Here is a 26,420-nt window from a genome sequence, read left to right as displayed (position 1 = left end):
ATGACCGCCATAAATTTTCGAATCGGTGAAGGCTGGGACACCCACGCGTTGGTACCTGGGCGCAAGCTCATCATCGGTGGTGTGGACATTCCCCATGCCGTCGGCTTGCTTGGCCATTCGGACGCCGATGTGTTGCTGCACGCGATCACCGACGCACTGCTGGGTGCGGCGGCGCTGGGCGATATCGGCTCACATTTTCCGGATACCGACGCGCGTTTCAGGGGCGCGGATTCGGCCGTCTTGCTGGCGGAGGTCGGGCGCCTGCTGGCAGAGCGCGGCCACAAGATCGGCAACATCGACAGCACGGTCATTGCGCAGGCACCCAAACTTGCGCCTTACATTGGGGCCATGCGCGCACGCATCGCAGAAGTGCTGGCGCTGGATGTGAGCCAGGTGAACGTCAAGGCCAAGACTGCCGAAAAGCTCGGCCCGGTAGGACAGGGCCTGAGCATGGAAGCCCGGGCTGTTGTTCTGCTTTTCTAGTGCTATAGTTTTGATAGCTGCTCGCGCACGGCCTGCCTGGGCGGAGGGATGATTTTCCTTTGAGGCCGGCTGCGGAGCCGTACAGCCGTCTGCGGGGGGTCAGCTCCTGCGCAGCTTGATATGCGCGGCGAGCCCACCGGAGCCTGTGTTGGCCAGGCCAAACACGCCGCCCATGCGGTGAATCGTCTTTTCGACAATCGCGAGACCCAGGCCAGCGCCGGTGGCGGCCGTGCGTGCGGCGTCTCCCCGGAAAAACGGGCGGGTGAGCTTGGACAAGGTCTCGGGTGCTACGCCCATGCCGTGATCCCGCACCTTGATCAGCACCCACTGGTCACGGCCTTTGGCCGCAATATCAACCAAGGCAATGCCGGTTTCAGGTGTCTTGCCGTAGCGCCTGGCATTTTCAAGCAGGTTCGAAATCACGCGCGACAACTCGACCTCGTCGGCCAGCACGGCCATATCGTCCGGGATGGTGACGGTGACCCGCATGTCTTCATAGTCGGCGATGGCGTACACGGCGGCGTCGACTACCGCATTGAGTGACACCCGCTCCAGCCGCGGTGGCTCGGGCCGTGCGTAGTCAAGGAATTTGTCGATGATGGCATCCAGCTGGGTGATGTCGGCCGCCATGTGCTCGCGTGCATCCATGTCGGTGACGCTCATCTCGGTTTCCAGGCGCAGCCGGGCCAGCGGGGTGCGCAGGTCATGGGAAATCCCCGCCAGCATGATGACCCGGTCCTGCTCGATTTTGGACAGCTGCTCGGCCATGCGGTTAAAGCCGATGTTGACCTCACGGATTTCGCTGGTCGCCACTTTTTCATCCAGCAGGCTGGCATCGAAGTCGCCGTCCCGCATCCGGCTGGCAGCGAACGACAGCTGCTTGAGCGGCCGGTTGATCAGACGGGCAATAAAGGCTGCCCCGGCCAGCGACAGCGCCGCCGCCGTGATCAGCCAGATGATCCATGTGCTGTTGCGTGAGGGCCCGATCTTGGAGGGGTCCGTGAGCAGCCAGTACGCATCGCCGTCGATGGTAAAGCCCACCCACAGGCCCTTCTGGCCGTTGACGCTGCTGGCCACCACAGTGCCGGCACCCAGCCGTGTCTTCAGCTCTTCTGCCGTGCGTTCACCGAGTTCATCGCTTTCAAAAAGCTCGTACTTGTCCTTGGGCTCGCGTGGCGTGATGCGTACGCGCTCCTCGTCCGCCAGGGTCTTGATCAGCGATACGCGGGCGATGGAGTCGGAATAGCGGAGCGCGGCGCGGCTGAGGTTGACCAGCGAGGCCAGTTGCTGCGCACTCTGGATGGCCCGTGGCTCGGATTCGAGTGCCCGGAAGGTCTGCAGCCAGGCAACGATGGAGCCGAACAGCAGTAGCGCCAGGAAAAAGAAGGTCCGCCAGAACAAGCTGAAGCCGCGCCGCGGGCGCATTTCAAGCGGGGCCGGGGCGGTTTCGAGGGGGGCTGGGTTGGTAGCGTCCATAAGGAAGTGGGGTACGTGGGCGCGAGCGCTGTGATCAATGGACGTTAGCACGATAAGCCTGCGCTACCGCAGCCAAGCTGTTGCCGCCTGTTGCAGGCCCGCCATACTTGCCCCCACGGTCGCTCACTTCGTGTAGCTCCCTGCCCCCCGAGGGGGCCGCCCGCCTGCGGCCTGGCAAAGCCAGTTCCGCGGCTCATGCTGGGTTGAAAAATTCCAGCGGGCACAGTGGGAGCACATGTTTTTACCAGCATGAGCCGCAGGGCCGGCTTTGCCGGACTGCAGGCGGGCGGCCCCCTCGGGGGGCAGCGCATTACACGAAGCCGAAGGCGCAGTGAAAAGCGTGGGGGCTAGTTCGTTCCGTCCGGCACAAACACGTAGCCAATACCCCAGACCGTCTGGATGTAGCGGGGCACCGCAGCATCCACTTCGATCAGTTTGCGCAAACGGGACACCTGCACGTCCAGGCTGCGGTCAAAGGGCTCGAATTCGCGTCCGCGTGCCAGTTGTGCCAGTTTTTCGCGGGACAACGGCTGCCGCGGGTGGCGCACCAGGGTTTTCAGCATGGCGAATTCGCCGGTGGTCAGCGGCAGCTCTTCGCCGTTCTTGTGCAGGGTGCGCAAGCCCATATCGAAGGAAAACGGCCCAAAGGTAATCACTTCCTGGTCGCTGGACGGCGCACCCGGCACTTCGGCCGTCGGCCGGCGGCGCAGCACGGCGTGGATACGGGCGAGCAATTCACGGGGATTGAACGGTTTTGCCAGGTAATCGTCGGCACCGACCTCGAGGCCGACAATGCGGTCCACGTCCTCGCCTTTGGCGGTCAGCATGATGATGGGCGTACGGTCATTGGCGGCGCGCAGGCGGCGGCAGATGGAAAGGCCGTCTTCGCCGGGCATCATCAAATCCAGGACGATCAGGTCGACGGCGTCGCGCAGCATGATGCGGTTCAGCGCCTTGCTGTCTTCGGCGAGGATGACCTCAAAACCTTCCTGGGCCAGGTAGCGGCGCAGCAGGTCGCGAATGCGGGCATCGTCATCAAGGATCAGGATTTTGTCGGCACGGGCGTTGGGTTGAGCTTGGGTCATAGTCATCTGGTAATTTGTAACAGAGCCATTTTGAAGGCTGAAAAGGCGGGATGTCGCATTTTTCAGTCGGTTTGACACACTGTTACAAAAGTTGCGGCCACATGCAAGTGTGCGTGTTGACTATGGCAATGCGCCTACATTCGATTGAAAAAACACATGTAAAAATAATTGGCCGCTCCCGGGGCGCCGCGCTGGCGGGCCTTTGTAAAAGCAATGCCGGGCGAATGCGCCTGGTTACTTGCGGTGAACATGTTGCTTGATTTGCAGCGTTCCGTATGTTCACCATGATTTCCCCTCCATTTCACGCTTGTCTTTTTTAGCCAGAAGCGGCTGAAATTCACCACCCCGAAAGGTAATTCTGATGCGAGCTCCAAAATCGATCGCTTTGTGTGTCCTGTTGGCAGGCGCAGTGCTGGGTAGCCCTGCCATGGCCCAGACCAACTTCCACGAATCCCTGCAGAACGTGGCCCAGTTATCGGTCAGCGGCTCGGTGGAGGTGCAGCAGGACCTGTTGTCGATTTCATTGACCACAACCCGTGACGGTGCTGACGCAGGCGTCGTGCAAAGCCAGCTCAGACAGGCGCTTGAGACTGCGCTGACCCAGGCCAAGCAGGCGGCAGCGCCCGGCCAGATGGACGTGCGCACCGGCAACTTCAGCCTGTACCCGCGTTATGGCAAAGACGGCAAGATCAATGGCTGGCAGGGCTCCACCGAGCTGGTGCTGGAAGGCAAGGACTTCCCGCGCATTACCAGCACGGCGGGCAAGATCCAGACCCTGACCATGGGCAGCGTCAGTTTTGCGTTGAGCCGGGAGCAACGCGCCAAGGTCGAGGGCGAGGCACAGGCGCTCGCAATTGAGCGATTCAAGGCCAAAGCCAGCGAGGTGGCTCGCAGTTTTGGTTTTGCCGGCTACTCGCTGCGCGAAGTGTCGGTGAATGCCAACGACCAGGGCTCTCCACCGCGTCCCCGCATGATGGCGATGTCGGCCAAGGCCGAAATGGCCGATGCTTCAGTGCCTGTGGAGGCCGGCAAGAGCACGGTATTGGTCATCGTGTCGGGCTCTGTGCAGATGAAGTAAGGCACTTGCCGGCAGGCGCTGCACAAAGCAGGGCGGGCGCCGGCTGCTGCCCGCCGGCCTTGCGGCGGGCCAGTTGGGCTTTGCGCGCGTGGCGCGTCACCACTCGTGAGCGGACGTGGTCGTAAGCCCAGTTAAAGCAGAAGGTATAGGGCAGGAAGAACAGCACGATAGCGATGTCCAGCACAAAGGCTTCCCACAGGCCGATGTCCAGCCACCAGGCCGCCAGCGGAACCACCGCGATGATCAGGCCGATTTCAAACAGCACAGCATGCACCGCACGCGCGCCCAGCGTGCGCTGAAAGCCCATGCAGTGCTGCGCCCGGTCAAACAGGGCGTTGAACACCATGTTCCAGCTCATTGCCATCAGCGAAACCATCAGGGTCAGCAGGCCCATGTGTGCCAGCGAATAACCGAGTAGCCAGGCGCCTAGCGGCGCACAGATGGCAATGGCCAGAACTTCAAAACCGAGGGCATGGAAAAAACGTTCTTTCAGGGATTTTTGGAGACTCATGACGCGCTTTGTGACTGATTTACCGACCGTTAAAGCGAGATGCTTTTGGGCAGAACCGTATTTTCATCGCTATTTCGAATACATTAAAATCAATAATCATCGAAAAAATAGATAGAACACCGCCATGCGCCATTCCCCGGAAGCCTTGACCGCTTTTGCCGAGGCTGCGACCCTGGGTTCGTTCTCGGCTGCGGCCCGCAAACTGGGCAAAAGCCAGTCGACGGTGAGCAGTGCGATTGCCAACCTGGAAATTGACCTTGGCCTGAATCTGTTTGACCGGAGCAGCCGAAAGCCGGCACTGACGGACCACGGACGGGTCATGCTGGGCAAGGTGCAGGAAATCCTCGCTGCGAGCGACCGGCTTGACCGCACCGCCAGCCAGCTTGGGGGCGGCCTGGAGCCCAGGCTCAGCGTGGTCTGGTCGGACACCTACCAGTCAGACCGGTTTGAAGAAATGCTTTCGGCTTTTGAGAAAAGCTTTCCCGACCTGGAGTTTGAATGCCTGATTGCCGAACACGGCGACCTGGTGTCGCTGGTGCAAACAGGGCGGGCAAACATTGGCGTGGTGGCCGCCCAGGGCGCTTATCCGCCCGATGTCGGTTGGGCCACGATTGCCGAGCAGTCTGAAATAACGCTGTTTGTGGCCACCGCCCACCCATTGGCCAGCATGAAAGACATCGCGCCCGACGTTCTGGCCAATTTCAGGGAGCTGCGGCTGGATACCTATATAGAGATGGAGCAAGGCGCCCAGGGGGCCCGGGGCTCGCATGGGGCGCGCCAGTCGCGCCGCGCGTGGTCTGCTCCCAGCTACCTCATGCTGCTGGAAATGGCGGTGTTGGGTTTTGGATGGGCGGCCATTCCGCGCTGGATGGTGACACGCTTTGCCACCGGCAAACTGGTCGAACTTCATGCACGCGGCTGGCCGCGCAGGGTGCCTGTGGACGCCGTGTGGTCACGCCAGCGCCCCTTGGGCCGTGCCGGAACCTGGCTGCTGCAGGAGATGCTGGCACCGCACGTGCGGGCGGTTTTATAAGAAGAAATTGCTTCAAAGCAAAGAAGAACGGGCGCAAGAAGCTATGAAATTGATAGTGAATGCGTGAAGCGAAAAGGTAAAAAAAGCCCGCATGCCTTGAAAGGTGCGGGCTTTTGGCGGGTGGCTACGCTGCCACAACGGCCTAGAAGCGGTAGCGCAGGCCTATGCTGGTGGTGCTGAGGCGTTCCTTGTTGCCACCGGGATACTTCATGTCATGCTCGTCCCACTGCAGCACCGCCGACAAGGTAGGGGTGAATGCCCATTCGGCCCCCAGACCATAAGACACGCCCCAGTTGCTTTCGCTGCCTGTGGCAATGCCGGATGCAGGTGCGGCGGACACGTGGCTCCGTCCATAGGTCGTCCCCAGCTTGCCCAGCAGATTGAACGAGTTGCTCATTGGCAAACGGCCAACCAGGCTCAGGTTGATGCCTTCTGCATCCGTCTGACCACCGCCACGATTGATTTTGCCGAAATCGGTATAGCCCAGTTCCAGGCCGAAGTTGTTGTTGAAATAGCTGCCGCCGTAGATGTTGTACGACGTATCGTGGTTTTCGGAAGCGAAACCGCCGGCACCGCTGGGCAGCGAAAAGTCGGACCGGCCCACATTGAGGCCGAAATAGCGAGAGCCCGGTGCGTAAAACGAATAGTTGCTGGACGCGGTGTTGGACGATGTTGAGCCGCTTTGGGCGTTAGCCCCTGCGGCCGCAGCCAGGGCGGCGGCGGCCAGCACGGTTGCGGAGAGTCTGCGGGTCAAGGATGGCATGGTGTTTCCTTCAATGGCTGAAATTTCGGAATGCACTTTTTCGTCTGGAAAAAGCGGCTTGATTGGCTTTCCGCTGTGAAATTTAAGAGTCGCACCCACACGCCGTTGTGAGGCTAAAAGTTAAAACGCTGTAGGACAAACGGAAGTTTGCGAAGGGGCTGAAGCTGAGTGCGCCACCGCTCGCTTACCAATGTGCTGCTGCTAAAGTCAGGGCATGCCCTCCATTACTTACCTGCCCGGAAGCACTCCGCTGGTTCTTGATTCCCCGCACAGCGGGACGGTGTATCCGGCTGATTTCAGGCATGCCTGCGCGCTCGCCGTGCTGCGCAGCGCCGAAGACACCCATGTTGAAAAACTGTATGACTTTGCGCCGGCACTGGGTGCGCATTGGGTCGAGGCGCATTTCCCCCGAAGCTACCTGGACGCCAACCGCAACACCACCGAAATGGATGTGTCCCTGCTGGAAGCGCCCTGGCCCGAACCGGTAGACGACGATCCCCAGGTCATGTCCAAGGTCCGTCTGGGCAAGGGGCTGATCTGGCGCACCACCGATGAAGGCGTGCCGCTGTATGACCGCAAACTGGGAGTGGCGGAAATCCAGGCGCGCATCGAGCGGTGCTGGAAGCCCTACCACGCCGCCGTGGCGCAGGCGATTGACGCCGCCTGGCGGCAGCACGGCTACAGCATCCACATCAATTGCCACTCCATGCCGGCAGTGGCTTCGGGCAGCGCCACCGATTTTCCGGGTGAGGCGCATGCGGACTTTGTGGTCGGCGACCGTGAGGGCACAACCGCCAGCAAGGCGTTGTCGACACTGGTGTGTGAGCACCTGCGCGCGCGTGGTTACAGCGTGGCCTACAACCACCCCTATAAAGGTGTGGAACTGGTGCGCCGCTACAGCGACCCGGCCGGGCACCGGCACAGCATCCAGCTGGAGATCAACCGCAAGCTGTACATGGACGAAACCACGCTGGAGATGACGCCGGGCGCCGGGCCGCTGAAGGCGACGTTACGCTCACTGGTCGAGGTGTTGGTGAAGACCGACCCGCGCACACTTTGATGGCGGCACGCGGCGCCGTGCGGCAGGCTACCCTCACTTCCTCTTGATGAACGAACCAAACCGTCTGCCACCATGCTTACCTTTTTCAGCGACAGCCACCACGATCATGCCCCTGCGTTCGAGTTTTACCGCGGTGAGCGCGTGCCGTGCTTTGAAACCCCGGCGCGCGCGGAGTACGTCAAGGCCCGCCTGAGCGAGCGCGGCCACGAGATGCGCACGCCCCAGGCCGACAGCCGCGCGCTGTTGGCCAAAGTGCACAGTGCCCGTTACCTGGCGTTTCTCGAGCATGCCTGGCGCGACTGGGTGTCGCTTGAAGAGGGCAACGATCAACGCCAGCCTTTTCCCTCGGTCTGGCCCGTGCGTACCTTGCGCAGCGACGTGGAGCCTGTCAATTTCACCGCACGGCTGGGGCTTTATTCGATGGACAACGGGTCACCGCTTTCCGCGGGAACCTGGACGGCTGCCAAGGCCGGTGCAGATGCCGCCGCCAGCGCTGCCGCCTTGCTGACGACCGGCCAGCCCGCCGCGCGCGGCGTGTTCTGTTGCAGCCGCCCGCCCGGCCACCATGCAGGGGCCGATTTCATGGGAGGCTACAGCTTCCTGAACAACGCTGCAGTGGCTGCCCAGGCATTTCGGGACGGCGGCGCCGCGCGCGTGGCGGTGCTGGACGTGGACTACCACCATGGCAACGGGACACAAAGCATTTTTTATGACCGTGCTGATGTGCTTTTTGTGAGCCTGCACGGCGACCCCTTGACCGAGTACCCGTTCTACCTGGGCCATGCCGACGAAACCGGAGCGGGCGAGGGTGAAGGTTTTAACCTGAACCTGCCGCTGGCCGCCGGTTGTACCGTGCTGCGCTGGTTTGAGGCGCTGGAAGCGGCATGCATGCGCATCAAGCAGCACCGCGCCGACGCGCTGGTGGTATCACTGGGGCTGGATACCTTTGCGGAAGACCCCATCTCCAGATTCGCGCTGCTGCCTGGCGACTTTATTCGCCTGGGCGAGCGCCTGGGCAAGCTGGGATTGCCCACAGTGTTTGTGCTGGAAGGCGGTTACGCCGCCGCAGCGCTGGGAACCAACGCTGTCAATGTCATTGAAGGTTTCGAGGGCGTTTGATATGGATCAGGTCGACTGTGTGGTGATTGGTGCGGGTGTGGTGGGCCTTGCGGTAGCGCGTGCGCTGGCCTTGCAGGGCAGGGAGGTGATGGTGCTTGAAGCGGCCGACGCGATAGGCACCGGCACCAGCTCGCGCAATAGCGAGGTGATTCACGCCGGCATCTACTACCCTCAAGGCTCACTCAAGGCGCGGCTCTGCGTGGAAGGCAAGGGCCTGCTGTACGACTACTGCGCGGAACGCGGCATAGGCCACAAGCGCTGCGGCAAGCTGATCGTGGCGACCAGCGAGGCTCAGGTGGCGCAGCTGCAGGCCATCCGTGAAAAGGCAGCGGCCAACGGCGTGAACGACCTGGTGCTGCTGGCCCGCGAAGAAGCCCGGGCGATGGAGCCGCAACTCGAATGCGTCGCGGCGCTGCATTCGCCCAGCACCGGCATTGTCGACAGCCACGGCCTCATGCTGGCGTTGCAGGGCGATCTTGAGAATGCCGGCGGACTTGTGGTGCTGAATTCGCCCCTGGCCCATGCGGAATGTGCGCAAGCAGCTATCAATTTAATAGCGGAAGATGGTACGGAATTGCAGGCCAGGACTGTCGTCAACGCCGCCGGGCTGCAGGCCCAGCACCTGGCCAGCCGCTTTGCGGGCTTTCCGGCGCAGCATGTGCCGCCCAGCCATTACGCCAAGGGCAACTACTTCACCTTGCCCGGCCGTTCACCCTTCAGCCGCCTGATCTACCCCGTGCCCGAAGCCGCCGGCCTGGGCGTACACCTGACCATCGACCTGGGCGGCCAGGCCAAGTTCGGCCCCGATGTGCAATGGGTCGATTCACCCGACGATCTGGTGGTGGACCCGGCGCGCGGCGATGCGTTTTATGCCGAAGTACGAAAGTATTGGCCCGGATTGGCTGACGGTGCGCTCATGCCGGGTTACTCGGGCATGCGCCCCAAGATCCAGGCGCCCGATGAAGCCGCCAAAGATTTTCTGATCCAGGGACCGCGTGATCACGGCGTGGCAGGGCTCGTCAATCTTTTTGGTATTGAATCGCCGGGGCTGACAAGCTCACTGGCGATTGGCGACTATGTGGGACGGATGTTGCAAACGGCTTGATCTTTACTGTGCCGCCCAGCCGCCATCCATGTTCCAGGCCACGCCACGCACGTTGTTACCCGCGGGTGAGCAGAAAAACACCGCCAGCGCGCCCAGCTCCTCGGGCGTGGTGAACTGCAGCGAAGGCTCCTTCTCACCCAGCAGTTGCTGCTTGGCGGCTTCGTTGCTGATGTTGCCCGCAGCCGCTTTCGCATCCACCTGTTTTTGTACCAGGGGCGTCAGCACCCAACCGGGGCAGATGGCGTTGCAGGTAACACCGGTGGTGGCGTTTTCGAGGGCGGTGACTTTGGTCAGGCCCACAATGCCGTGCTTGGCGGCAACGTAGGCGGATTTTTCTGCAGAGCCCACGAGGCCGTGGACCGACGCCACGTTGATGATGCGGCCCCAGCCTTTACCGCCGTTGGCGGCCAGCATGGCAGGCAATGCCAGGCGGGTGGCATGAAAGGCGCTGCTCAGGTTGATGGCGATCACGGCATCCCATTTCTCGATGGGGAAGTTTTCGATGCGGGCCACGTGCTGGATGCCGGCGTTGTTGACAAGGATGTCGACCTGGCCGAATTGCGCGGCAGAAAACCGCATCATGTCTTCGATGTCGGCGGGCTTGCTCATGTCGGCGCCGTGGTAGGCCACGCGCACGCCCAGCGCTTCGATCTCGGCCTTGGGGCCGTCCACATCGCCAAAGCCGTTGATGACGATGTTGGCGCCTTGGGCGGCCAGCGCCTTGGCGATGCCCAGGCCGATCCCGCTGGTCGAGCCGGTGACGAGGGCTGTTTTACCTTTGAGCATGATGTTTCTCCGGATGATTTACGATGGTTGAGCTGGGATTCTGAACGGCGCGCGGTGCAGGCTGCGCATCACCGATTTTTCAAGCAATTATCAAGCCTTTGAATTGAACTGCCGCACCATGACCGAACCTACGCTGAACTACGTAAATTGCCCTGACGCCGCAGGCGGGCACCGCATGGCGTACTGGCAATGGGGCCGGCCGGACAGCGCGCACGTTGTGGTGTGCGTGCACGGCCTGTCGCGGCAGGGCCGCGATTTTGACGTGCTGGCGCGCACGCTGTGCGAGCAGGCACCGGACGGCATTCGTGTGGTCTGCCCCGATGTGGTGGGCCGCGGGGAAAGCGACTGGCTCAAAGATCCCATGGGCTACCAGTTGCGTACCTATGCGGGCGACATGCTGGTGCTTTTGGGTCAGTTGCATGCACAGGCGCCAATGGTCTCACTGGACTGGGTGGGTACCAGCATGGGCGGTTTGATCGGCGTTGCGGTGTGTGGGACGCCTGCTCTGCCTTTACCTGTACCAGTGCGTCGGCTGGTGCTCAATGACGTCGGGCCGGCCATCCAGTGGCAGGCGATCGTGCGAATCGGCACCTATCTGGGGCAGGCCGGTCACTTCGGGTCGGTGCAGGAGGCGGCCGATGCGATGTGGGCGATTTCCCAGAGTTTCGGCCCGCACACGCCCGAGCAGTGGCTGGCGCTGTCGCGTCCCATGCTCAGGCGCGTCTCGGACGCCGCCGATGCCAAATGGCGCCTGCATTACGACCCGGCCATCGCCGTGCCTTTCAAGCAGGAGACCGAGCAATCCGCACAGCAGGGTGAAGCCTTGCTCTGGCAGCTCTACGACAATATCAAGGCGCAAACGCTGGTGATCCGCGGCAAGCAGTCGGACTTGCTGAGCTCCCAGACGGCTCAGGCCATGACGGCCCGCGGCCCGCGCGCGCACCTTGTGGAGTTTGACGGGGTAGGCCATGCGCCCACGCTGATCGCTGCGGACCAGGTGGCCGCCGTGGCGGGTTTCCTGCTTGGGTAGCCCCCGGGTATTGAATTGGGTAATGCTGGGTAAGTGCCGTAATGCGGCGCTGCCAGCCTCGCAACTATTTGACTGAAGTTTCATGAAAAGCAATGTGGTCGGGCCCGGTAGCCAGTCAGCCTCCCAGGGGGCAAACGCCTCCATCGTGACCGCCACGGCCGACAGCCTGCCGGACCAGCCGCATGCGCTGGCCCGTGCCCGGGCGTTTGCCGAGCCCCTGATTGCCAGCGAAACGCACGACACGGGTGAAAATATCCTGGCGCATGCTGACGCTGTGGCTGCCATCCTGAAAAACATCGGCGGTTCAGAAGCCATGCAGGCCGCGACCTACCTGGTGTATGCGTGTCAGCACCTGAACAAGCCGCAGGAAGTCATCACCAAGGCATTCGGCGCCAACTATGCTGCGCTGGCGCTGGAAACCACCAAACTGGTCCAGGTGCAGCGGCAGGCTCGCACTGCCAATGCCAAGGCGCACTTGCTGGACGACCCGGCTGCGCAAACTGAAAACGTGCGCAAGATGCTGCTGGCGTTCTCGCGCGACCTGCGGGTGGTGATGCTGCGGCTGGCGTCGCGGCTTCAAACCCTGCGCCACTACGCGGCCACCCGGCAACCTGCCCCTTTGCCGTTGGCGCACGAATCCCTGCATGTGTTTGCCCCGCTGGCCAATCGCCTGGGCATCTGGCAAATCAAATGGGAAATGGAGGACCTGGCCTTCCGTTTCCTGGAGCCCGATACCTACAAGCAGACAGCCCGCCTGCTGGATGAAAAACGCGTGGAGCGCGAAGGCTTCATGGAGGCCTTGCGTGCGCAGCTGGAGCGCGAACTGAACCAGAACGGCATTGCCGCGCTGGTGCAGGGCCGACCCAAGCACATCTACAGCATCGTGAAAAAAATGCGCGGCAAGTCGCTCGACTTCGAGCAGGTGTTTGATATCCGTGCCTTGCGCGTGATTGCCGCCGACGTGAAGGGCTGTTATGCCGCGCTCGGTTTTGTACATTCGCGCTTCACGCCGGTGGATGGTGAATTTGACGACTACATCGCCAAGCCCAAGTCCAACGGCTACCAGTCATTGCACACCGTGGTGCGCGACGATGGCGGGCGGGCGGTGGAGATACAGGTGCGCACACAGGCCATGCATGACCATGCCGAGCACGGCGTGGCTGCGCATTGGGCCTATAAGGAGGCCGGCACCAAGGGCTATGGCGGCGTGTCGGCCAGCAGTGAATATGACGCCAAGATTGCCGTGCTGAGGCAGCTGCTCGCGTGGGAGAGGGACCTCTCGGGCCCGGCCTCCCAGCGTGCACGCGACGCCAAGCAGGGGCTATTCGAAGACCGCATCTACGTGCTGACCCCTGATGCCGCTATTGTGGAATTGCCGCAGGGCGCGACGACGGTGGATTTTGCTTACAGCGTGCACACCAGCCTGGGTCACCGTTGCCGGGGCGCGCGCATTGACGGTGTCATGGTGCCGCTGAATACGCCCTTGCAAAATGGCCAGACAGTTGAAGTGATCACCGTGAAGGAAGGCGGCCCCTCGCGCGACTGGCTTAACCCCGAGCTCGGCTTTCTGTGCAGCCACCGTGCAAAGTCGAAAGTCCGCGCATGGTTCAACGCCCTGGCGATGGAGCAGACAGTGGCCCGGGGCCGCGAGGCTGTGGAGAAGCTGCTTCAGCGCGAAGGCAAGACGGCGATGAAGCTGGACGACCTGGCGGTGCAGCTCGGCTTCAAGGCGGCGGATGATTTGTTTGAGGTGGTGGGCAAGGACGAGTTGTCACTGCGCACGATTGAAAACATGCTCAGGCCACCCGAACCGGTGTTGAGCCAGGACGACTATGTGCTGGCAAAAAAAGCGCGTCCGCCGAATCAGAAATCCAAAAGTGGCGGCGGCGTGCTGGTGGTCGGCATGGGTTCCCTGCTGACGCAACTGGCCAAATGCTGCAAGCCGGCCCCGCCGGACGAAATTCTCGGTTTTGTCACCAAGGGCAAAGGGGTCAGCATCCACCGCAGCGACTGCAGCAATTTCCGCAACATGGCCAGCGGCAGCCCCGATCGCGTGATTGAGGTTGAATGGAACGCACCCAAGACGGCGGATGGCGCGGTGTATCCGGTGGATGTGGCCGTGGAGGCGGCAGACAGGCAGGGCCTGCTGCGCGATATTTCCGAGGTATTCGCCAAGGAAAAAATGAACGTGATTGGTGTGCAGACACAGTCGGTCAAGGACAACCGCGGCGGCACGGCGTGGATGACATTCACCGTGGAAGTTGCGCAATCGGGCCGGCTTAACCAGGTGCTGGCCGTCGTGGCCGAGGTGCCGGGCGTGCGGTCCGCGCGGAGACGTTGAACCCGGCTGCAGGACTTTTTTAGGCAAATTTTCAGGGTGAGGCCGGATAGCCGTTTTGCTTTGCTACAATACGAGCTTCGAACAGTCCTTAGGCGCGTAGCTCAGCTGGTTAGAGCACCACCTTGACATGGTGGGGGTCGTTGGTTCGAGTCCAATCGCGCCTACCAATTCCTGTTCTACAAATACGGCATCTACGGATGTCGTTTTTTTTGGTCCCGAATATATTCCCGACAAGGTGTTCCCGGAAACGTCCCGCCACGTACCGGTTTCGACCGGGTTCTTTGTCCGCTTCCTCTGGGCATTTAGGACGGGGAAGAAAAGCATCAGGAAGTTGCCATGGGATTTTTCTCTAAACTCCATTCGTGGCAGATAGGCTGTCTGGATCAGCCATCAGCCCTGCGTTGGGCAGCTCTCTTTGTTCCCCTTTTGTTTGCGCTGGCTTCCGTATTTGTGATCGGCCAGGATGCGAACTGGGATCTGCTTAACTACCACCTCTATAACGCATATGCGCTGCTCAATGGCCGTGTTGGGATTGACCTTGCACCGGCCGCGATGCAGAGCTATTTCAATCCGGTGCTGGACCTGCCGTATTTTCTGATGATCCAGCACTGGCCGCCTCGTGCCGCAGCCTTCGCGATGGGCTTGTTTCATGGCCTTAATTTTGTATTTTTGCTTCTGATCGTGAAGCCTTTTGTTGTGCGTGCAAAACATCCCAACGCGACGGCGATTCTGCTCTCGCTGGCTGGGTGCCTGAGTGCTGTTTTTGTGTCGGAACTGGGAAACACCATGGGCGACAACGCTTCATCGGTGTTTGTGCTGGCAGGTCTGGCGATCGCAGTGGCACGGTGGGACGACGTGGTACGTGTGCGCGGACACTACCTGCTGTGGATACTGTTGGCGGGATTGCTGATAGGTATGGGTGCGGGCGCAAAGCTCACAAACGCGGTTTATGCGGTGGCCGGCGCCTTGGCATTTCTGCTCGCCTGTCCCGGCGGCGCAGCGCATCGGTTGCGCGTCGCATCGGCATTCAGCGTGGGCGTTGTGCTGGGCATTGCCTTGACGGGAGGCTACTGGTTTCTTCTGCTCTGGGAGCTCTACGGAAATCCGCTGTTCCCGCAGTTCAACACTTATTTCCAGTCGGACATGGCCGGCCCGATCGGTGTGGGGGACGCTCGCTGGAGACCCAAAGGTATAGCTGAAGCGATTTTTTTCCCCTTTATCTTTGCGCTGAATCCAGCGCGTGTTGGTGAATCGGCGCTTTATCAGATCGCGCTACCTGTGTTGTACGCATTGTTCCTGTTTTGGGCTGTTGCGGCGGTGCGTCACCGATTTTTCAGGCTGCCGCCCGCACGGCATGGATATGCCTTTCCTATCGAGGAGCCGTCGCGGGCTCATTTCCTGCTGGCATTCGCCTCTACGAGCTACTTGACCTGGCTCGGAATCTTCAGCATTCACCGTTACCTGGTGCCACTGGAAATGATTGCTCCATTGGCAATTTGGCTTTTGCTGCATCGGTTATTCAAGCCGGCTCTGGCGCAATCGCTCGGGAAAAAGATACTATTTTCCTCGGTGGTTGTGGTTTTGCTATTCCGGACAACATGGGGCAACGTTGGTTTTGGCGAGACGGCTTTTCGGGTTGAATTGCCACCACTGGCTCAACCGGAAAAAACCACTGTCATGATATTGCAAGGCGGTCAGCATGCTTGGTTGATCCCGTTTTTCCCGCCTGAAATCGAAGTTGCCTCGCTGGCAAGTTTCCCCGAGTCACCGAAATTTGTAGCTCAAGCCATGCGAATGATCGACAGCCGGTCAGAAAACGCTTATGTTATTTTTGAAGCGAGCAAAGACACGCGGCCTGCGCAAATTGCAAAAATCAATCGTGTTCTGGCAAGCATGAGTATTGGGAAAAACGGTTTTGGCTGCAATGTCGTACGTTGGGCCATCAATCGAAATTCCCGCTTGAATGCCAGGATGTCCGATAGCAGCAACGGTGCCTACTGCGGTGTTGTGATGGATCCCGCCACGCGACGTGATCTTGCCGGGGAAGACAAAGTCATCGCCCAGGCCAGTGACGAATTTGCAAAAGCACGCTATGGCTTGCGTATCGATCTGGCATCGTGTGTGACGTACCATGCGTGGGTGGGCAACCGCCAGGATCGTTACCAATACTGCCGTATTTCCCGTCAGTCGTGATTCAGTCTTTTCAAGAGGTGTCGATGAGTTCTGCCAAGCCGACCGTTGCCGTCATACTTCCAGCCTACAACGAAGAGTTGACGATCAGGCAGGTTATCCTAGACTTCCATGTCGCGCTGCCTGATGCCGCCATCTGTGTGATCGACAACAACTCCAGCGACCGTACCTCTGCAATCGCTGAAACGACATTTGAAGAATTGGGCTGTCGGGGGCGGTTGATTCGTGAGTACCGGCAAGGCAAGGGAAATGCATTACGCCGTGCATTTTCCGACGTGGACGCTGACATTTATTTGCTGGCTGACGCCGACCAGACTTATCCGGCATCTCGTGCCACCGACATGATCGCGCCTGTTGCGTCAGACCAAGCGGACATGGTAGTAGGCGATCGGCATTCCGGCGGGCATTATCACGACCACAACAAACGCCGCTTTCACGGATTTGGCAATGATCTTGTCAAGGGCATGATCAATTTGTTTTTCCGCTCCACGCTGCAGGACATCATGAGCGGGTATCGGGCCTTCAGCCGTACGTTTGTGAAGACCTATCCGGTAATGGTTGCAGGCTTTCAGGTCGAAACTGATATGACCCTGCATGCGCTTGATAAGCGCTTTCGCGTCATGGAAATTCCTGTGGAGTATGTGGACAGGCCGGCAGGCAGCTTTTCCAAGCTCAACACCTTGGCCGATGGCGCCAAGGTTATTTTTGCAATTTTCCAGATACTGCGTTATTACAAGCCGTTTGCGTTTTTTGGTACGGTTTCCGTGCTGCTCATGGTCCTCGGTTTTATTGCCGGTATTCCGGTGTTGGCTGACTGGTTCACGTACCAATACATCTACCATGTACCGCTGGCGGTGCTTGCTGCCGCGCTGGAAATCGTGGCAGTCATCTTCTTTTCCGTGGCGCTGATGCTCGACAGCATCGTGCATCAGCACAGGATGAGTTACGAACTCATGATCGTGTCCATGACAAATAAAGCCTGATGTCCAAGAGCTCGTCGGAACAAAATTCAGGACGCCAGTTGATGACCTTTCTGGTGGTGGGTGGTTTCGGCTTCATGGTTGATGCCGGTTTATTCTTTGTCTTCCTGCGGATATTCGGCATTGACATCATGGTCGCGCGCGCATTGGCCTTTTTTCCCGCGACGTTTGTTACCTGGTGGGCCAACCGGCTATTCACCTTTCGCCCGCCAACCGGTGCCAGAGTGTTTTTGATGCAGGAATATCTCCGGTATTTGCTGGTGCAGGCCGGAGGCATTGCGATCAATTTTCTGGTTTTCTACCTGATGATCCTCTGGCTTCCGATCGCGGCCGCTCATACGCTCCTACCGCTGGCTGTCGGCTCCGTGATTGCGTTGCTTTTTAACTTTTCGGGTGCGCGCTTTCTGGTTTTCAGGCATTGATCGAGATAGCGAGGCCGCTTGTGTCAAGATGATGCTGATAGCTTCTTCTTGTGAAATGTCAGGGTAAACCAAGATAAGTACGGGTATCAGGCTCCCTAAAATAGCCCAATTCATCCATTCACCGGAATACCAGTGCCAAAAAGCAAATCCACCAGCGCATCACCCGGCATGCCGCCTTCACAGGATGAGGCTTCTGCCGACGGCGCTCCCGGCGCCAAAGGTGGCCGGGCTGCCGGCAAGGCTGCGGCTTCACGTGTGATCAAGAAGTACCCGAATCGCCGGCTGTATGACACCGAGACATCGGCCTACATCACGCTCACGGAAGTCCGCCAGCTGGTGATGGACAGCGCTGATTTTGTGGTGCGCGATGCCAAGACCAATGAAGACTTGACGCGCAGCATCCTGCTGCAGATCATCCTTGAAGAAGAAACCGGCGGTGCGCCGATGTTTACCGAAGCCGTGCTGGCCAACATCATCCGTTTTTACGGCAATGCGATGCAGAGCTTCATGGGCGCTTACCTCGAGAAGAACGTGCAGAGTTTCATGGACCTGCAGGTCAAGATGGCCGAGCAGTCCAAGGGGCTGAGCCCCGAAATGTGGGCGCAGTTCATGAATGCGCAGTCACCCATGATGCAGGGCATGATGGGCACTTATGTGGAGCAATCCAAGAATGTTTTCACGCAAATGCAGGAGCAGATGCAAAAACAGAGCGAGCAGATGCTGCAGGCTTTCGGCCTGAAACGTTGAGTTAAAAGCCAGGGGTTGAATCTCTGGTGGTCCCTGGAAATCAGGACCTGAGACAATACACTCCATGAGCGAAGTTATTTCCCCCCCTGTTTCCGTGAACACCAAGCCCGCGCCGCGCGTTGGTTTTGTCAGCCTGGGCTGCCCCAAAGCTTTGACCGATTCCGAGTTGATCCTCACGCAATTGAGCGCCGAGGGCTACCAGACCTCCAAGACCTTTGAAGGTGCGGACCTGGTGATCGTCAATACCTGCGGCTTCATCGACGACGCGGTCAAGGAAAGCCTGGACACCATTGGCGAGGCACTGGCCGAAAACGGCAAGGTCATCGTCACAGGTTGCCTGGGCGCCAAGGCGGGCGAGGGCGGTGGCAACCTGGTACGCCAGATGCACCCGAGCGTGCTGGCGGTGACGGGCCCGCACGCCACGCAAGAGGTGATGGACGCGGTGCACCTGAACCTGCCCAAGCCGCACGACCCTTTCGTGGACCTCGTGCCGAATGCCTTTGGCATTGCCGGCATCAAGCTGACGCCCAAACATTACGCTTACCTGAAGATTAGCGAAGGCTGCAATCACCGCTGCACCTTCTGCATCATCCCCTCCATGCGCGGCGACCTGGTGTCGCGGCCCATCGGCGACGTGCTCAACGAGGCGCGCGCCCTGTTTGAGGGCGGCGTGAAGGAACTGCTGGTGATCAGCCAGGACACCTCGGCCTATGGCGTGGACGTAAAGTACCGCACCGGCTTCTGGGATGGCAAGCCCATCAAGACGCGCATGCTGGAACTGGTGCAGGCACTGGGCGAGATCGCCGAGCCGTATGGCGCCTGGGTGCGCTTGCATTATGTGTATCCGTACCCAAGTGTGGACGAAGTGCTGCCGCTGATGGCCACCGGTAAGGTTCTGCCCTACCTGGATGTACCTTTGCAGCACAGCCACCCGGATGTGCTCAAGCGCATGAAGCGGCCGGCCAGCGGCGAGAAAAATCTTGAACGTATTGCGCGCTGGCGCGAAATATGCCCCGAGATTGTGATTCGAAGCACCTTTATCGCCGGTTTTCCGGGTGAGACCGAAGCGGAGTTCGACCATCTGCTGGACTTCATGCGCGAAGCCAAAATCGACCGCGCAGGCTGTTTTGCCTACAGCGCCGTAGAAGGCGCCACGGCCAACAATATTCCTGGCATGCTGCCGATGGAATTGCGTGAGGAGCGGCGCGCCCGTTTCATGGCGGTGGCAGAGGCTGTTTCCAGCCAGAAGCTGCAGCAACGCATAGGCGCGACCATGCAGGTGCTGGTGGATTCCGCGCCGGCGCTGGGTCGAAAGGGAGGCACCGCGCGCTCTTATGCCGATGCGCCCGAGATCGATGGCGTCGTCAAGCTGCTGCCGCCGGAGAAAATCAGCAAGACGCTGAAAGTTGGCGAATTCACCCGGGCTCGCATCGTCGGAACCCAGGGCCACGACCTGATTGCCGTTCCGATTTAAACAGAACAACGAAAGTACAGCAGGGCGGAAGTTATGGAGAAAGTCCGTATTACCAGTGAGTTAACGCAGGAGTGGGCTGACGTAGCGCAAGACTTGCTTGATGATGGCCAGTCACCCGTTCAGGTTGTGCGATACCTCAAAAGCCTGGGTTGTACGCCGAAGTTGGCCGAACGACTCGTCGCATCCGCCGGCCGCCATGTGCGTTCCCGCCACCGCGGCGCGGGCATGCGCGGTGTGTTGGTCGGCTTGGCGTTAATCGCTGCGGGTGGCGCCATGCTGTTCGTGGCCCACAACGGGGTCAATATTGGCAAATGGAATGTTCGGGCCGGGGCCTTCTACATCATTGCCGGAGTATTGACACTGTCAGGCGTCGTGCCCGTGCTGCTGGGCTGTTACAAGATGCTGACGGGTAGCACGGTGGAAATCAATGCGCCGGAAGACTGAAACATTCCTCCGGCGGAGCCGATCATTTAAAAATCGAAGCCCAAAAGCAATAAGACCTGTTTTTGAAAAAAACAGGTCTTATTTGTGACTGGTGCCCGGGAGAGAACTCGAATCTCCACATCTTGCGATACACGGACCTGAACCGTGCGCGTCTACCAATTCCGCCACCCGGGCACAGCTAGCAGTGTACCATTACTTCAATGCTTTCTCAGGCCCGGGCCTTCAAATTTTCCTGAAATATTTCGGCTGCATACTTAAACCCGGCAGCCTCCAACGAAAAGAGACTTTCTATCAAAACAACTCACTCCCATCCGGGCGGATCGTCCGCCCAATCATCCGGTTTGCTCGCTGAATTCGAGGGCACTGTTTCCGGCCACCGAGACGGCCATGGTTTCGTATTGCGCGATGACGGCGAAGCAGATATTTACCTGCCGCCCAACGAGATGCGTGCAGTCCTGCACAAGGATCGCGTCAAGGCCCGCATCGTGCGGCACGACCGCAAAAACCGGCCCGAAGGCCGTGTCACGGAAATCGTTGAGCGATCCTCGAATCCCATCATCGGCCGCCTGCTGCAGGAAAGCGGCGTCTGGCTGGTGGCACCCGAAGACAAGCGCTATGGTCAGGACGTCCTGATCCCCAAGGGCGCTACCGGCACGGCCAAGGCCGGCCAGGTGGTGGTGGTGCAACTCACCGAGCCGCCGGCGCTGTTCGGCCAGCCTGTGGGCCGCGTCAAGGAAGTGCTGGGGGAGATCGACGACCCCGGCATGGAGATCGAGATCGCGGTGCGCAAGTACGGCGTGCCGCATGAATTCAGCGACGAAGCGCTGGCCCTGGCCCGCACCCTGCCGGATTCCGTGCGGCCTGCGGACAAAAAGCACCGCATTGACCTGACGGACGTGCCGCTGGTCACCATCGACGGCGAAGATGCCCGTGACTTTGACGACGCCGTGTATTGCGAGCCCGCCAAAGTGGGCCGCGGCAAGGGCTGGCGTCTGCTGGTGGCGATTGCCGATGTGAGCCACTATGTGGAAACCGGCAGCGCCATCGACATTGACGCGTATGACCGCGCTACCAGCGTGTACTTTCCGCGCCGCGTGATTCCCATGTTGCCGGAGAAATTGTCCAATGGCCTTTGCTCGCTCAACCCGAATGTCGAGCGCCTGTGCATGGTCTGCGACATGCTGGTCAATGCCAAGGGCGAGGTTCACGCCTACCAGTTTTACCCGGCGGTGATGTTCAGCCAGGCGCGCTTTACCTACACTGAGGTCGCCGCCATACTGGCCAACACACGTGGCCCTGAAGCTGCGCAGCGCAAGGCGCTGGTGCCGCACCTGCTCGACCTGCACGACGTGTACCAGGCGCTGCTCAAGGAGCGCGGCGAACGCGGCGCGGTGGATTTTGAAACCACCGAGACCCAGATTGTTTGCGACGAAGCAGGCCGGATTGAAAAAATCGTGCCCCGCACGCGCAACGTGGCGCACAGGCTGATTGAAGAAGCCATGCTGGCGGCCAACGTCTGCTCGGCGGACTTCATCTCGCAAAGCAAGCACGTGGGCCTGTACCGCGTGCACGAAGGCCCGACGCCCGAGAAGAAGGAAATGCTGCGCAACTACCTGAAGGCGGCCGGCATCGGCATGACCATCACCGATGACCCGGCGCCCGGCGAATTCCAGAAGATCGCGCTGGCCACCAAAGACCGGCCTGACGCACAGCAAATCCACTCGATGCTGCTGCGCTCCATGCAGCAGGCAATCTATACGCCCATGAACAGTGGCCACTTTGGCCTGGCCTATGAGGCTTACACGCACTTCACCAGCCCGATCCGGCGCTACCCCGATTTGCTGGTGCACCGCGTCATCAAGGCGGTGCTGAACAAGGCCAAGTACCAGCTCCCGACCCTGCCCACGCCCGGCGAGGCTGAGGCCAAGTTGTCCAAACGCCTGGCCGCGCGCGTCAAGGAGCCAACGCAGAAACCGAAAAAAGCCAGCGCGGACGAACTCGCATGGCAGGCGGCCGGCCTGCACTGCAGCGCCAACGAACGCCGCGCCGACGAAGCCAGCCGCGACGTGGAAGCCTGGCTTAAATGCAAGTACATGCGCGAGCATCTCGGTGAGGAATTCGGTGGCGTCGTCACCGCGGCCACGGGCTTCGGCATCTTCGTCACGCTGGACGCGATGTACGTTGAAGGCCTGGTGCATATCACCGAGCTGGGTGGCGAATACTTCCGCTTCGACGAAGCCCGCCAGGAACTGCGCGGCGAGCGCACCGGCATCCGTTATGCCATCGGCACGCGGGTGCGGGTGCAGGTCAGCCGGGTGGACCTGGACGGCCGCAAGATCGACTTCCGCCTGGTGAACGAGGGCCAGGACCTGGTCGGACGCGCCATGAAGGACAAGACAGGCGGCCATGCGGCGGAACTGCCTGCACAGGAACGCGGCGCCTCGCGCCATGCGGCGGAGCCCCGAAGCGGCAAGGCGGGCGGCAAGAGCGCTGGAAAACGCTCGGAGTCGCGCTCAGGCGGCCGCGGCGGCAGCACAGCCAGCCGCAGCGCCAGCAGCAGTGAAAGGGCGCCCAAATCGCCCATCCAGGCCCTCAAGGCGGCTGTCAAGAAGGCGGCAGGCAATCCGCCGGGCCGCAAGCAGGGCAAGAAGCCGCGCCGTTAGGCGCCAGGACACCCATGAAATTTCCGCACAACACCTTTTCCCTGCCTGCGCTCCGTACGCACAAGGCACGCTGCCCATGCTGATGCGCGTATTGGCTTTCCTGCTTGAAACGCTGTTCTTCCTGTTGATTGCAGCGGCTTTGCTGCGAGCCTGGATGAACTGGGTCCGGGTCAACATGACGGCCCAGCCCGGCCATTTTGTGATGGCCGTCACCGACTGGCTGGTCAAGCCCTTGCGCCGCGTGCTGCCCAAGCCGGTGATGCAGTCCCGGGTGGACTGGGCCAGCGTCCTGGCGGCCGTGTTGCTGGCACTGGCCTATGCGTTGCTGTGGGGCCTGCTGTTTGGACTGCTGCTGGGGGGCACGTTGTGGACTGCCGGGGTTGCGCCTGTAGCCTTGCTGACACTGCTGTCCTTTGCGCTGAAGATGCTGATTCGCGTGGCGCTGCAAACCCTGTTCATCCTGGTGCTCGGTTTTGCCATCCTGTCGTGGGTGCAGCCTGGCTCACCCGCGTATGGTTTGCTGGGGCGCCTGACCGAGCCCGTGCTGGCCCCCCTGCGCCGCGTGATCCCCACGGTGGGCGGCGTGGATTTGTCCGCCCTGGTACTCATCGTCCTGATTCAAATCGCGCTGATGATCCTGGTGTAACTCCCTCGTCGGCGCGTCTGTCAGTTGCCACCGCCTTGTGCACGGGCCAGTTCCGACGCCGTCAGGGCCATACCCGGGGCCTGGGCGGCCCAATCATCGGCCAGACGGCCATGTGCAAACACGGCGCTGCAGGCGGCATCGAAGGCATCCAGCCCTACCGCCAGCCGCGCGCCCACCATGCCCGCCAGCACGTCGCCGGTGCCGGCCGTGGCCAGCAGGGCGTTGCCGGTGCTGTTGATGGCGCTGCTGTGGCCCGGCGCCGCGATCACTGTTCCCGAACCCTTGAGCACCACCACACACTGAAACCGGTCGGCAAGCTGCCGGGCCGAAGCCAGCCGGTCGGATTGAACCGCGGCCGCTGTGGTGGCGGCCAGCCGGGCGGCTTCCAGCGGGTGCGGTGTCAGCACCGTGCGGTAGCCGCGGCTGTGACGTGCAATGAGCAGCGCCTGGAACTGCGTGTCCCCTGCAATGGCATTGAGCGCATCAGCATCCAGCACCAGCCGCCTGGCTGTCGACAGCACCCTGGCCAGCACGGCCTTGACGGCCTCGCCGCCGCCGCAGCCGCACACCACCACCTGTTGCGCGAGGTCCAGCGCCTCGGGCGTGCGGAACATCAGCTCGGGTTGTTGCGGATCGACCGCGATGGTCGGGCTTCCGAGCAACGCCACGAATACGCGGCCGGTGCCGGCATGCAGGGCGGCCCGCGCCGCCAGCAGCGCGGCGCCCGCCATATGGCTGTGGGCGGTGGACTCTCCCCCGAGCACGGCCACGTCGCCAAAGCTGCCTTTGTGGCTGGCATGCGCATTGGCTGAACGGGTCGGATGGCCGGCCTGATCGGCGCCCAGCAACCAGGTGTCGACGTGGCCTGGTGTTGCAGCCTGCTTCTCGCGGACGCCAAGATCGTCAAACCAGACCTGACCCGCCCAATCCCGGCCACCGGCGGTGAACAGCCCCGGCTTCAAGGTTAAAAGGCTTAAGGTAAAAATGGCTGCAGCGCCCGATTTACGGGCGCAAGCAGCTATCAAATGTGTAGCAACCCCGGTGTCCGCGTCCAGGCCGGTGGGCACGTCCACGGCCAGCCGCGGCGCACTGCCGGCCTGCATTCGCCCCAGCCATTCCAGCATCAAGGCCGTGCCTGGGCGCTCAGGATCCAGTGTGCCGCCTATGCCCAGCAGGGCGTCGATACAGAAATCAAAGTTATCGGGCGGTTGCGCCGCCACGGGCACGCCCGCGGCGATGGCGCGTTCGCGCGAGGCATGGGCGTCGGGCGGCAGGCTGGTTTTGCCGGCGGGCGGCCCGGTCCAGGTCACGACCACGGTTTTGCCCCACCGGTGCAGGTGCATGGCGGCCTCAAAACCGTCGCCGCCATTGTTGCCGGGCCCACAGGCGATCCAGATGCGCTTCGCATGTGGCGCCAGGGCCAGCGCCAGGCGCGCGACCGAGAGGCCGGCCCGCTGCATCAGCGTGTGGGGCGGCAGCCCGGCGGCGGCATGCCGTTCAAGTTCACGCGTGGCCGCCACGCCGTGAAGCGGCTCGCTGCGGGCGCTGGAAATTTTTCGCATGGCCCGATTGTGCGGCCCCGCAAAGTAAAAAGCCCGGCAGGCCGGGCTTTGGGCGTAGACGCGGGGTGGTTTCAGCCCAGGCGGGCAACCCCCAGGCCTTCCATGTCGATGTCCGCGCTTTTGCCGGCCATCAGGTCGGCCAGCACCCGCGCGCTGCCGCAGCTGAGGGCCCAGCCGCTGGAGCCATGCCCCAGGTTGAGCCATAGGCCGGGAATGCCGCTGTCGCCGATGATAGGTGGGCCGTCGGGCAGCATGGGCCGGGCGCCTTTCCATTCCTGCACGCTGGCGCCGGTATTGGCAAGCTGCGCGGCGCCCGGGAACCAGTCGTGTAAGACCTTGTAAAGAGTTTGCAGGGATGCTGCACGCTTGTTTTCGAGCGAGCCGCCGATCTCAGCGCTGCCGGCCACGCGCACGCGATTGCCCAGCCGCGAAATCGCCACTTTGTAGCGCTCGTCCATCAGCGCGCTACGCGGCGCATTGAGGGGCTCGCGAATCGGTGCGCTGATGGAGTAACCGTAGACCGCAGCCATCGGAATCTTCAGGCCCAGCGGCTTCAGGAGCTGTGCAGACGCCAGCCCGGCGCACATGACGATACGGTCGAAGCTGCGCGGCGAAGCTTCGCCCGCTATCAAAATCGTAGCTGGTTGCGAACGTTCTACCTGGGCTACAGCCGTATTGAACTCAAAATTGACGCCGAGGCGCTGGGCTTCGTTCTTTAGCAGCAGGGCAAACTGCCGGCAATTGGCCACTTCGTCGTCCGGCAGGTGCACTGCGCCCAGGAACTCAGTGTCGGAGTTCAGTGCCGGCTCGATCTTGCGTACTTCGTCGGGCCCGATTTCCTTGAATGTCACGCCGGCTTCGCGCAACATGGTCAGGCCCGGCTGCACCAGTTTGCTGTCTTTTTCAGACCGCAGCAGCACCATGTAGCCGGAGCTTCCGTCGTATTCGAGTTCCAGCTCGGCCGTCAGGTGGTGCAGCCTTTCGCGGCTGTAGAAGGCCAGGCGCTGCATGCGTGCGCGGTTGGCCAGGTAGGTTTCGAGCTTGCAGGCACGGAACCATTTCCACATCCAGGCCAGATCGCGGCCCGACAGGGGCAGGCCGAGCTTGACCGGCGCGTGGCGGCTGAAAAGATGGCTGATGACTTTTCCCGGCATGCCCGGCGCGGCCCAGGGCGTGACGTAGCCGGGCGCTACGAGGCCGGCGTTGGCAAAGCTGGTTTCCTCGGCCGCCGCACCGCGGCGTTCAAAGACGGTGACCTCGTGGCCGTCAAGGGCGAGTTCGTAAGCAGTGGTGATGCCGATGATGCCGGCCCCAATGACGGCAATCCTCATGCGAAGCTCCTGCGGTCATGTGGGGCAGGCTCTGGGTGTGGGGCTGGGGAGATGTTTGTGTACATTTTTATAGGAAAAAGGCTTTGAACCC

Annotated in this window: 23 protein-coding genes and 2 tRNA genes; 17 read left to right on the top strand and 8 right to left on the bottom strand. The window is 61.2% G+C overall.

All coding sequences use genetic code 11. The annotated features are described in order from the left end of the window. Positions 1–483, top strand: a complete 483-nt coding sequence (gene ispF, locus AC1DYR_RS01070) for a 2-C-methyl-D-erythritol 2,4-cyclodiphosphate synthase (RefSeq protein ID WP_477703458.1) — start codon at positions 1–3, stop codon at positions 481–483. Positions 484–582: 99 nt separating this feature from the next. On the opposite strand, the gene AC1DYR_RS01065 is transcribed toward ispF, so the two are convergent. Further along, on the bottom strand, positions 583–1,959 hold the full coding sequence (locus AC1DYR_RS01065; RefSeq protein WP_477703457.1) for a sensor histidine kinase: 1,377 nt from the start codon (positions 1,957–1,959) through the stop codon (positions 583–585). A gap of 347 nt (positions 1,960–2,306) precedes the next feature. Next, a complete protein-coding gene (gene ompR / locus AC1DYR_RS01060; protein WP_007866319.1) occupies positions 2,307–3,044 on the bottom strand; it encodes an osmolarity response regulator transcription factor OmpR in 738 nt (245 codons plus the stop codon). Between the two features lie 361 nt (positions 3,045–3,405). Here ompR and AC1DYR_RS01055 point away from each other — a divergent pair, with 361 nt between their 5' ends. After that, positions 3,406–4,122 carry an SIMPL domain-containing protein gene (locus AC1DYR_RS01055; protein WP_477703456.1) on the top strand — a complete coding sequence of 239 codons (717 nt, stop codon included), beginning with the start codon at positions 3,406–3,408 and terminating at the stop codon, positions 4,120–4,122. Here the strand turns inward: AC1DYR_RS01055 and AC1DYR_RS01050 are convergent. Beyond that, positions 4,091–4,633: a multidrug/biocide efflux PACE transporter gene (locus tag AC1DYR_RS01050; protein ID WP_477703455.1), complete on the bottom strand. Its 543-nt coding sequence runs from the start codon at positions 4,631–4,633 to the stop codon at positions 4,091–4,093. The two genes, AC1DYR_RS01055 and AC1DYR_RS01050, sit on opposite strands and share 32 nt — an antisense overlap. Before the next feature lie 124 nt (positions 4,634–4,757). Between AC1DYR_RS01050 and AC1DYR_RS01045 the strand changes: the two genes are divergently transcribed. Further along, entirely contained in the window at positions 4,758–5,666 is a 909-nt protein-coding gene (locus tag AC1DYR_RS01045; RefSeq protein WP_477703454.1) for a LysR family transcriptional regulator, read from the top strand. A 142-nt stretch (positions 5,667–5,808) separates the two neighbouring features. Here the strand turns inward: AC1DYR_RS01045 and AC1DYR_RS01040 are convergent, their stop codons facing one another. Beyond that, the gene (locus AC1DYR_RS01040; protein ID WP_477703453.1) at positions 5,809–6,429 is read right to left on the bottom strand and encodes an outer membrane beta-barrel protein; all 621 of its coding nucleotides are present in this window, start codon (positions 6,427–6,429) and stop codon (positions 5,809–5,811) included. A 214-nt stretch (positions 6,430–6,643) separates the two neighbouring features. On the opposite strand from AC1DYR_RS01040, the gene AC1DYR_RS01035 reads away from it, so the two are divergent. From AC1DYR_RS01035 to AC1DYR_RS01025, 3 genes are all read left to right on the top strand, one after another. After that, a complete protein-coding gene (locus AC1DYR_RS01035; protein WP_477703452.1) occupies positions 6,644–7,489 on the top strand; it encodes an N-formylglutamate amidohydrolase in 846 nt (281 codons plus the stop codon). A 72-nt stretch (positions 7,490–7,561) separates the two neighbouring features. Then, positions 7,562–8,608 carry a histone deacetylase family protein gene (locus AC1DYR_RS01030; RefSeq protein ID WP_477703451.1) on the top strand — a complete coding sequence of 349 codons (1,047 nt, stop codon included), beginning with the start codon at positions 7,562–7,564 and terminating at the stop codon, positions 8,606–8,608. 1 nt (position 8,609) lies between these two features. After that, positions 8,610–9,713, top strand: a complete 1,104-nt coding sequence (locus AC1DYR_RS01025; protein WP_477703450.1) for an NAD(P)/FAD-dependent oxidoreductase — start codon at positions 8,610–8,612, stop codon at positions 9,711–9,713. 3 nt (positions 9,714–9,716) lie between these two features. Here AC1DYR_RS01025 and AC1DYR_RS01020 read toward each other — a convergent pair whose 3' ends face one another. Further along, positions 9,717–10,499, bottom strand: coding sequence for a 3-hydroxybutyrate dehydrogenase (locus AC1DYR_RS01020; RefSeq protein ID WP_477703449.1), 783 nt, complete (start codon positions 10,497–10,499; stop codon positions 9,717–9,719). A 118-nt stretch (positions 10,500–10,617) separates the two neighbouring features. Here AC1DYR_RS01020 and AC1DYR_RS01015 point away from each other — a divergent pair, with 118 nt between their 5' ends. From AC1DYR_RS01015 to AC1DYR_RS00975, 9 genes are all read left to right on the top strand, one after another. Continuing rightward, complete coding sequence (locus AC1DYR_RS01015; protein WP_477703448.1) at positions 10,618–11,529, top strand: alpha/beta fold hydrolase; 912 nt, start codon at positions 10,618–10,620, stop codon at positions 11,527–11,529. Positions 11,530–11,611: 82 nt separating this feature from the next. Continuing rightward, the gene (locus AC1DYR_RS01010; protein ID WP_477703447.1) at positions 11,612–13,870 is read left to right on the top strand and encodes a RelA/SpoT family protein; all 2,259 of its coding nucleotides are present in this window, start codon (positions 11,612–11,614) and stop codon (positions 13,868–13,870) included. A 90-nt stretch (positions 13,871–13,960) separates the two neighbouring features. Then, positions 13,961–14,037: transfer RNA gene (locus AC1DYR_RS01005), tRNA-Val, on the top strand. Between the two features lie 169 nt (positions 14,038–14,206). Beyond that, complete coding sequence (locus AC1DYR_RS01000) at positions 14,207–16,063, top strand: hypothetical protein (RefSeq protein WP_477703446.1); 1,857 nt, start codon at positions 14,207–14,209, stop codon at positions 16,061–16,063. A gap of 23 nt (positions 16,064–16,086) precedes the next feature. Next, complete coding sequence (locus tag AC1DYR_RS00995) at positions 16,087–17,043, top strand: glycosyltransferase (RefSeq protein WP_477703445.1); 957 nt, start codon at positions 16,087–16,089, stop codon at positions 17,041–17,043. A 41-nt stretch (positions 17,044–17,084) separates the two neighbouring features. Beyond that, entirely contained in the window at positions 17,085–17,462 is a 378-nt protein-coding gene (locus AC1DYR_RS00990; protein ID WP_477703444.1) for a GtrA family protein, read from the top strand. 168 nt (positions 17,463–17,630) lie between these two features. Beyond that, positions 17,631–18,209, top strand: coding sequence for a polyhydroxyalkanoate synthesis repressor PhaR (gene phaR / locus AC1DYR_RS00985; protein ID WP_477704108.1), 579 nt, complete (start codon positions 17,631–17,633; stop codon positions 18,207–18,209). A 64-nt stretch (positions 18,210–18,273) separates the two neighbouring features. Further along, the gene (gene rimO, locus AC1DYR_RS00980; RefSeq protein ID WP_477703443.1) at positions 18,274–19,683 is read left to right on the top strand and encodes a 30S ribosomal protein S12 methylthiotransferase RimO; all 1,410 of its coding nucleotides are present in this window, start codon (positions 18,274–18,276) and stop codon (positions 19,681–19,683) included. A 33-nt stretch (positions 19,684–19,716) separates the two neighbouring features. Next, positions 19,717–20,127 carry a hypothetical protein gene (locus AC1DYR_RS00975; RefSeq protein ID WP_477703442.1) on the top strand — a complete coding sequence of 137 codons (411 nt, stop codon included), beginning with the start codon at positions 19,717–19,719 and terminating at the stop codon, positions 20,125–20,127. Positions 20,128–20,216: 89 nt separating this feature from the next. Here the strand turns inward: AC1DYR_RS00975 and AC1DYR_RS00970 are convergent. Then, a tRNA-Leu gene (locus tag AC1DYR_RS00970) sits at positions 20,217–20,301 on the bottom strand. Positions 20,302–20,468: 167 nt separating this feature from the next. On the opposite strand from AC1DYR_RS00970, the gene rnr reads away from it, so the two are divergent. Both rnr and AC1DYR_RS00960 read left to right on the top strand, forming a co-directional pair. Then, the gene (rnr, locus tag AC1DYR_RS00965) at positions 20,469–22,790 is read left to right on the top strand and encodes a ribonuclease R (RefSeq protein ID WP_477703441.1); all 2,322 of its coding nucleotides are present in this window, start codon (positions 20,469–20,471) and stop codon (positions 22,788–22,790) included. 76 nt (positions 22,791–22,866) lie between these two features. Beyond that, positions 22,867–23,436: a YggT family protein gene (locus AC1DYR_RS00960; protein ID WP_477703440.1), complete on the top strand. Its 570-nt coding sequence runs from the start codon at positions 22,867–22,869 to the stop codon at positions 23,434–23,436. Positions 23,437–23,456: 20 nt separating this feature from the next. On the opposite strand, the gene AC1DYR_RS00955 is transcribed toward AC1DYR_RS00960, so the two are convergent. Together AC1DYR_RS00955 and AC1DYR_RS00950 are read right to left on the bottom strand one after the other, a co-directional pair. After that, positions 23,457–24,998, bottom strand: coding sequence for an NAD(P)H-hydrate dehydratase (locus tag AC1DYR_RS00955; RefSeq protein WP_477703439.1), 1,542 nt, complete (start codon positions 24,996–24,998; stop codon positions 23,457–23,459). Between the two features lie 71 nt (positions 24,999–25,069). Continuing rightward, complete coding sequence (locus AC1DYR_RS00950) at positions 25,070–26,329, bottom strand: D-amino acid dehydrogenase (RefSeq protein ID WP_477703438.1); 1,260 nt, start codon at positions 26,327–26,329, stop codon at positions 25,070–25,072. Between the last annotated feature and the right edge of the window lie 91 nt (positions 26,330–26,420).

The organism is Polaromonas sp. P1_F9, from assembly GCF_056405615.1.
Note: the sequence above shows the minus strand (reverse complement) of the source record. Positions and strands in the feature narration are given on the sequence as shown.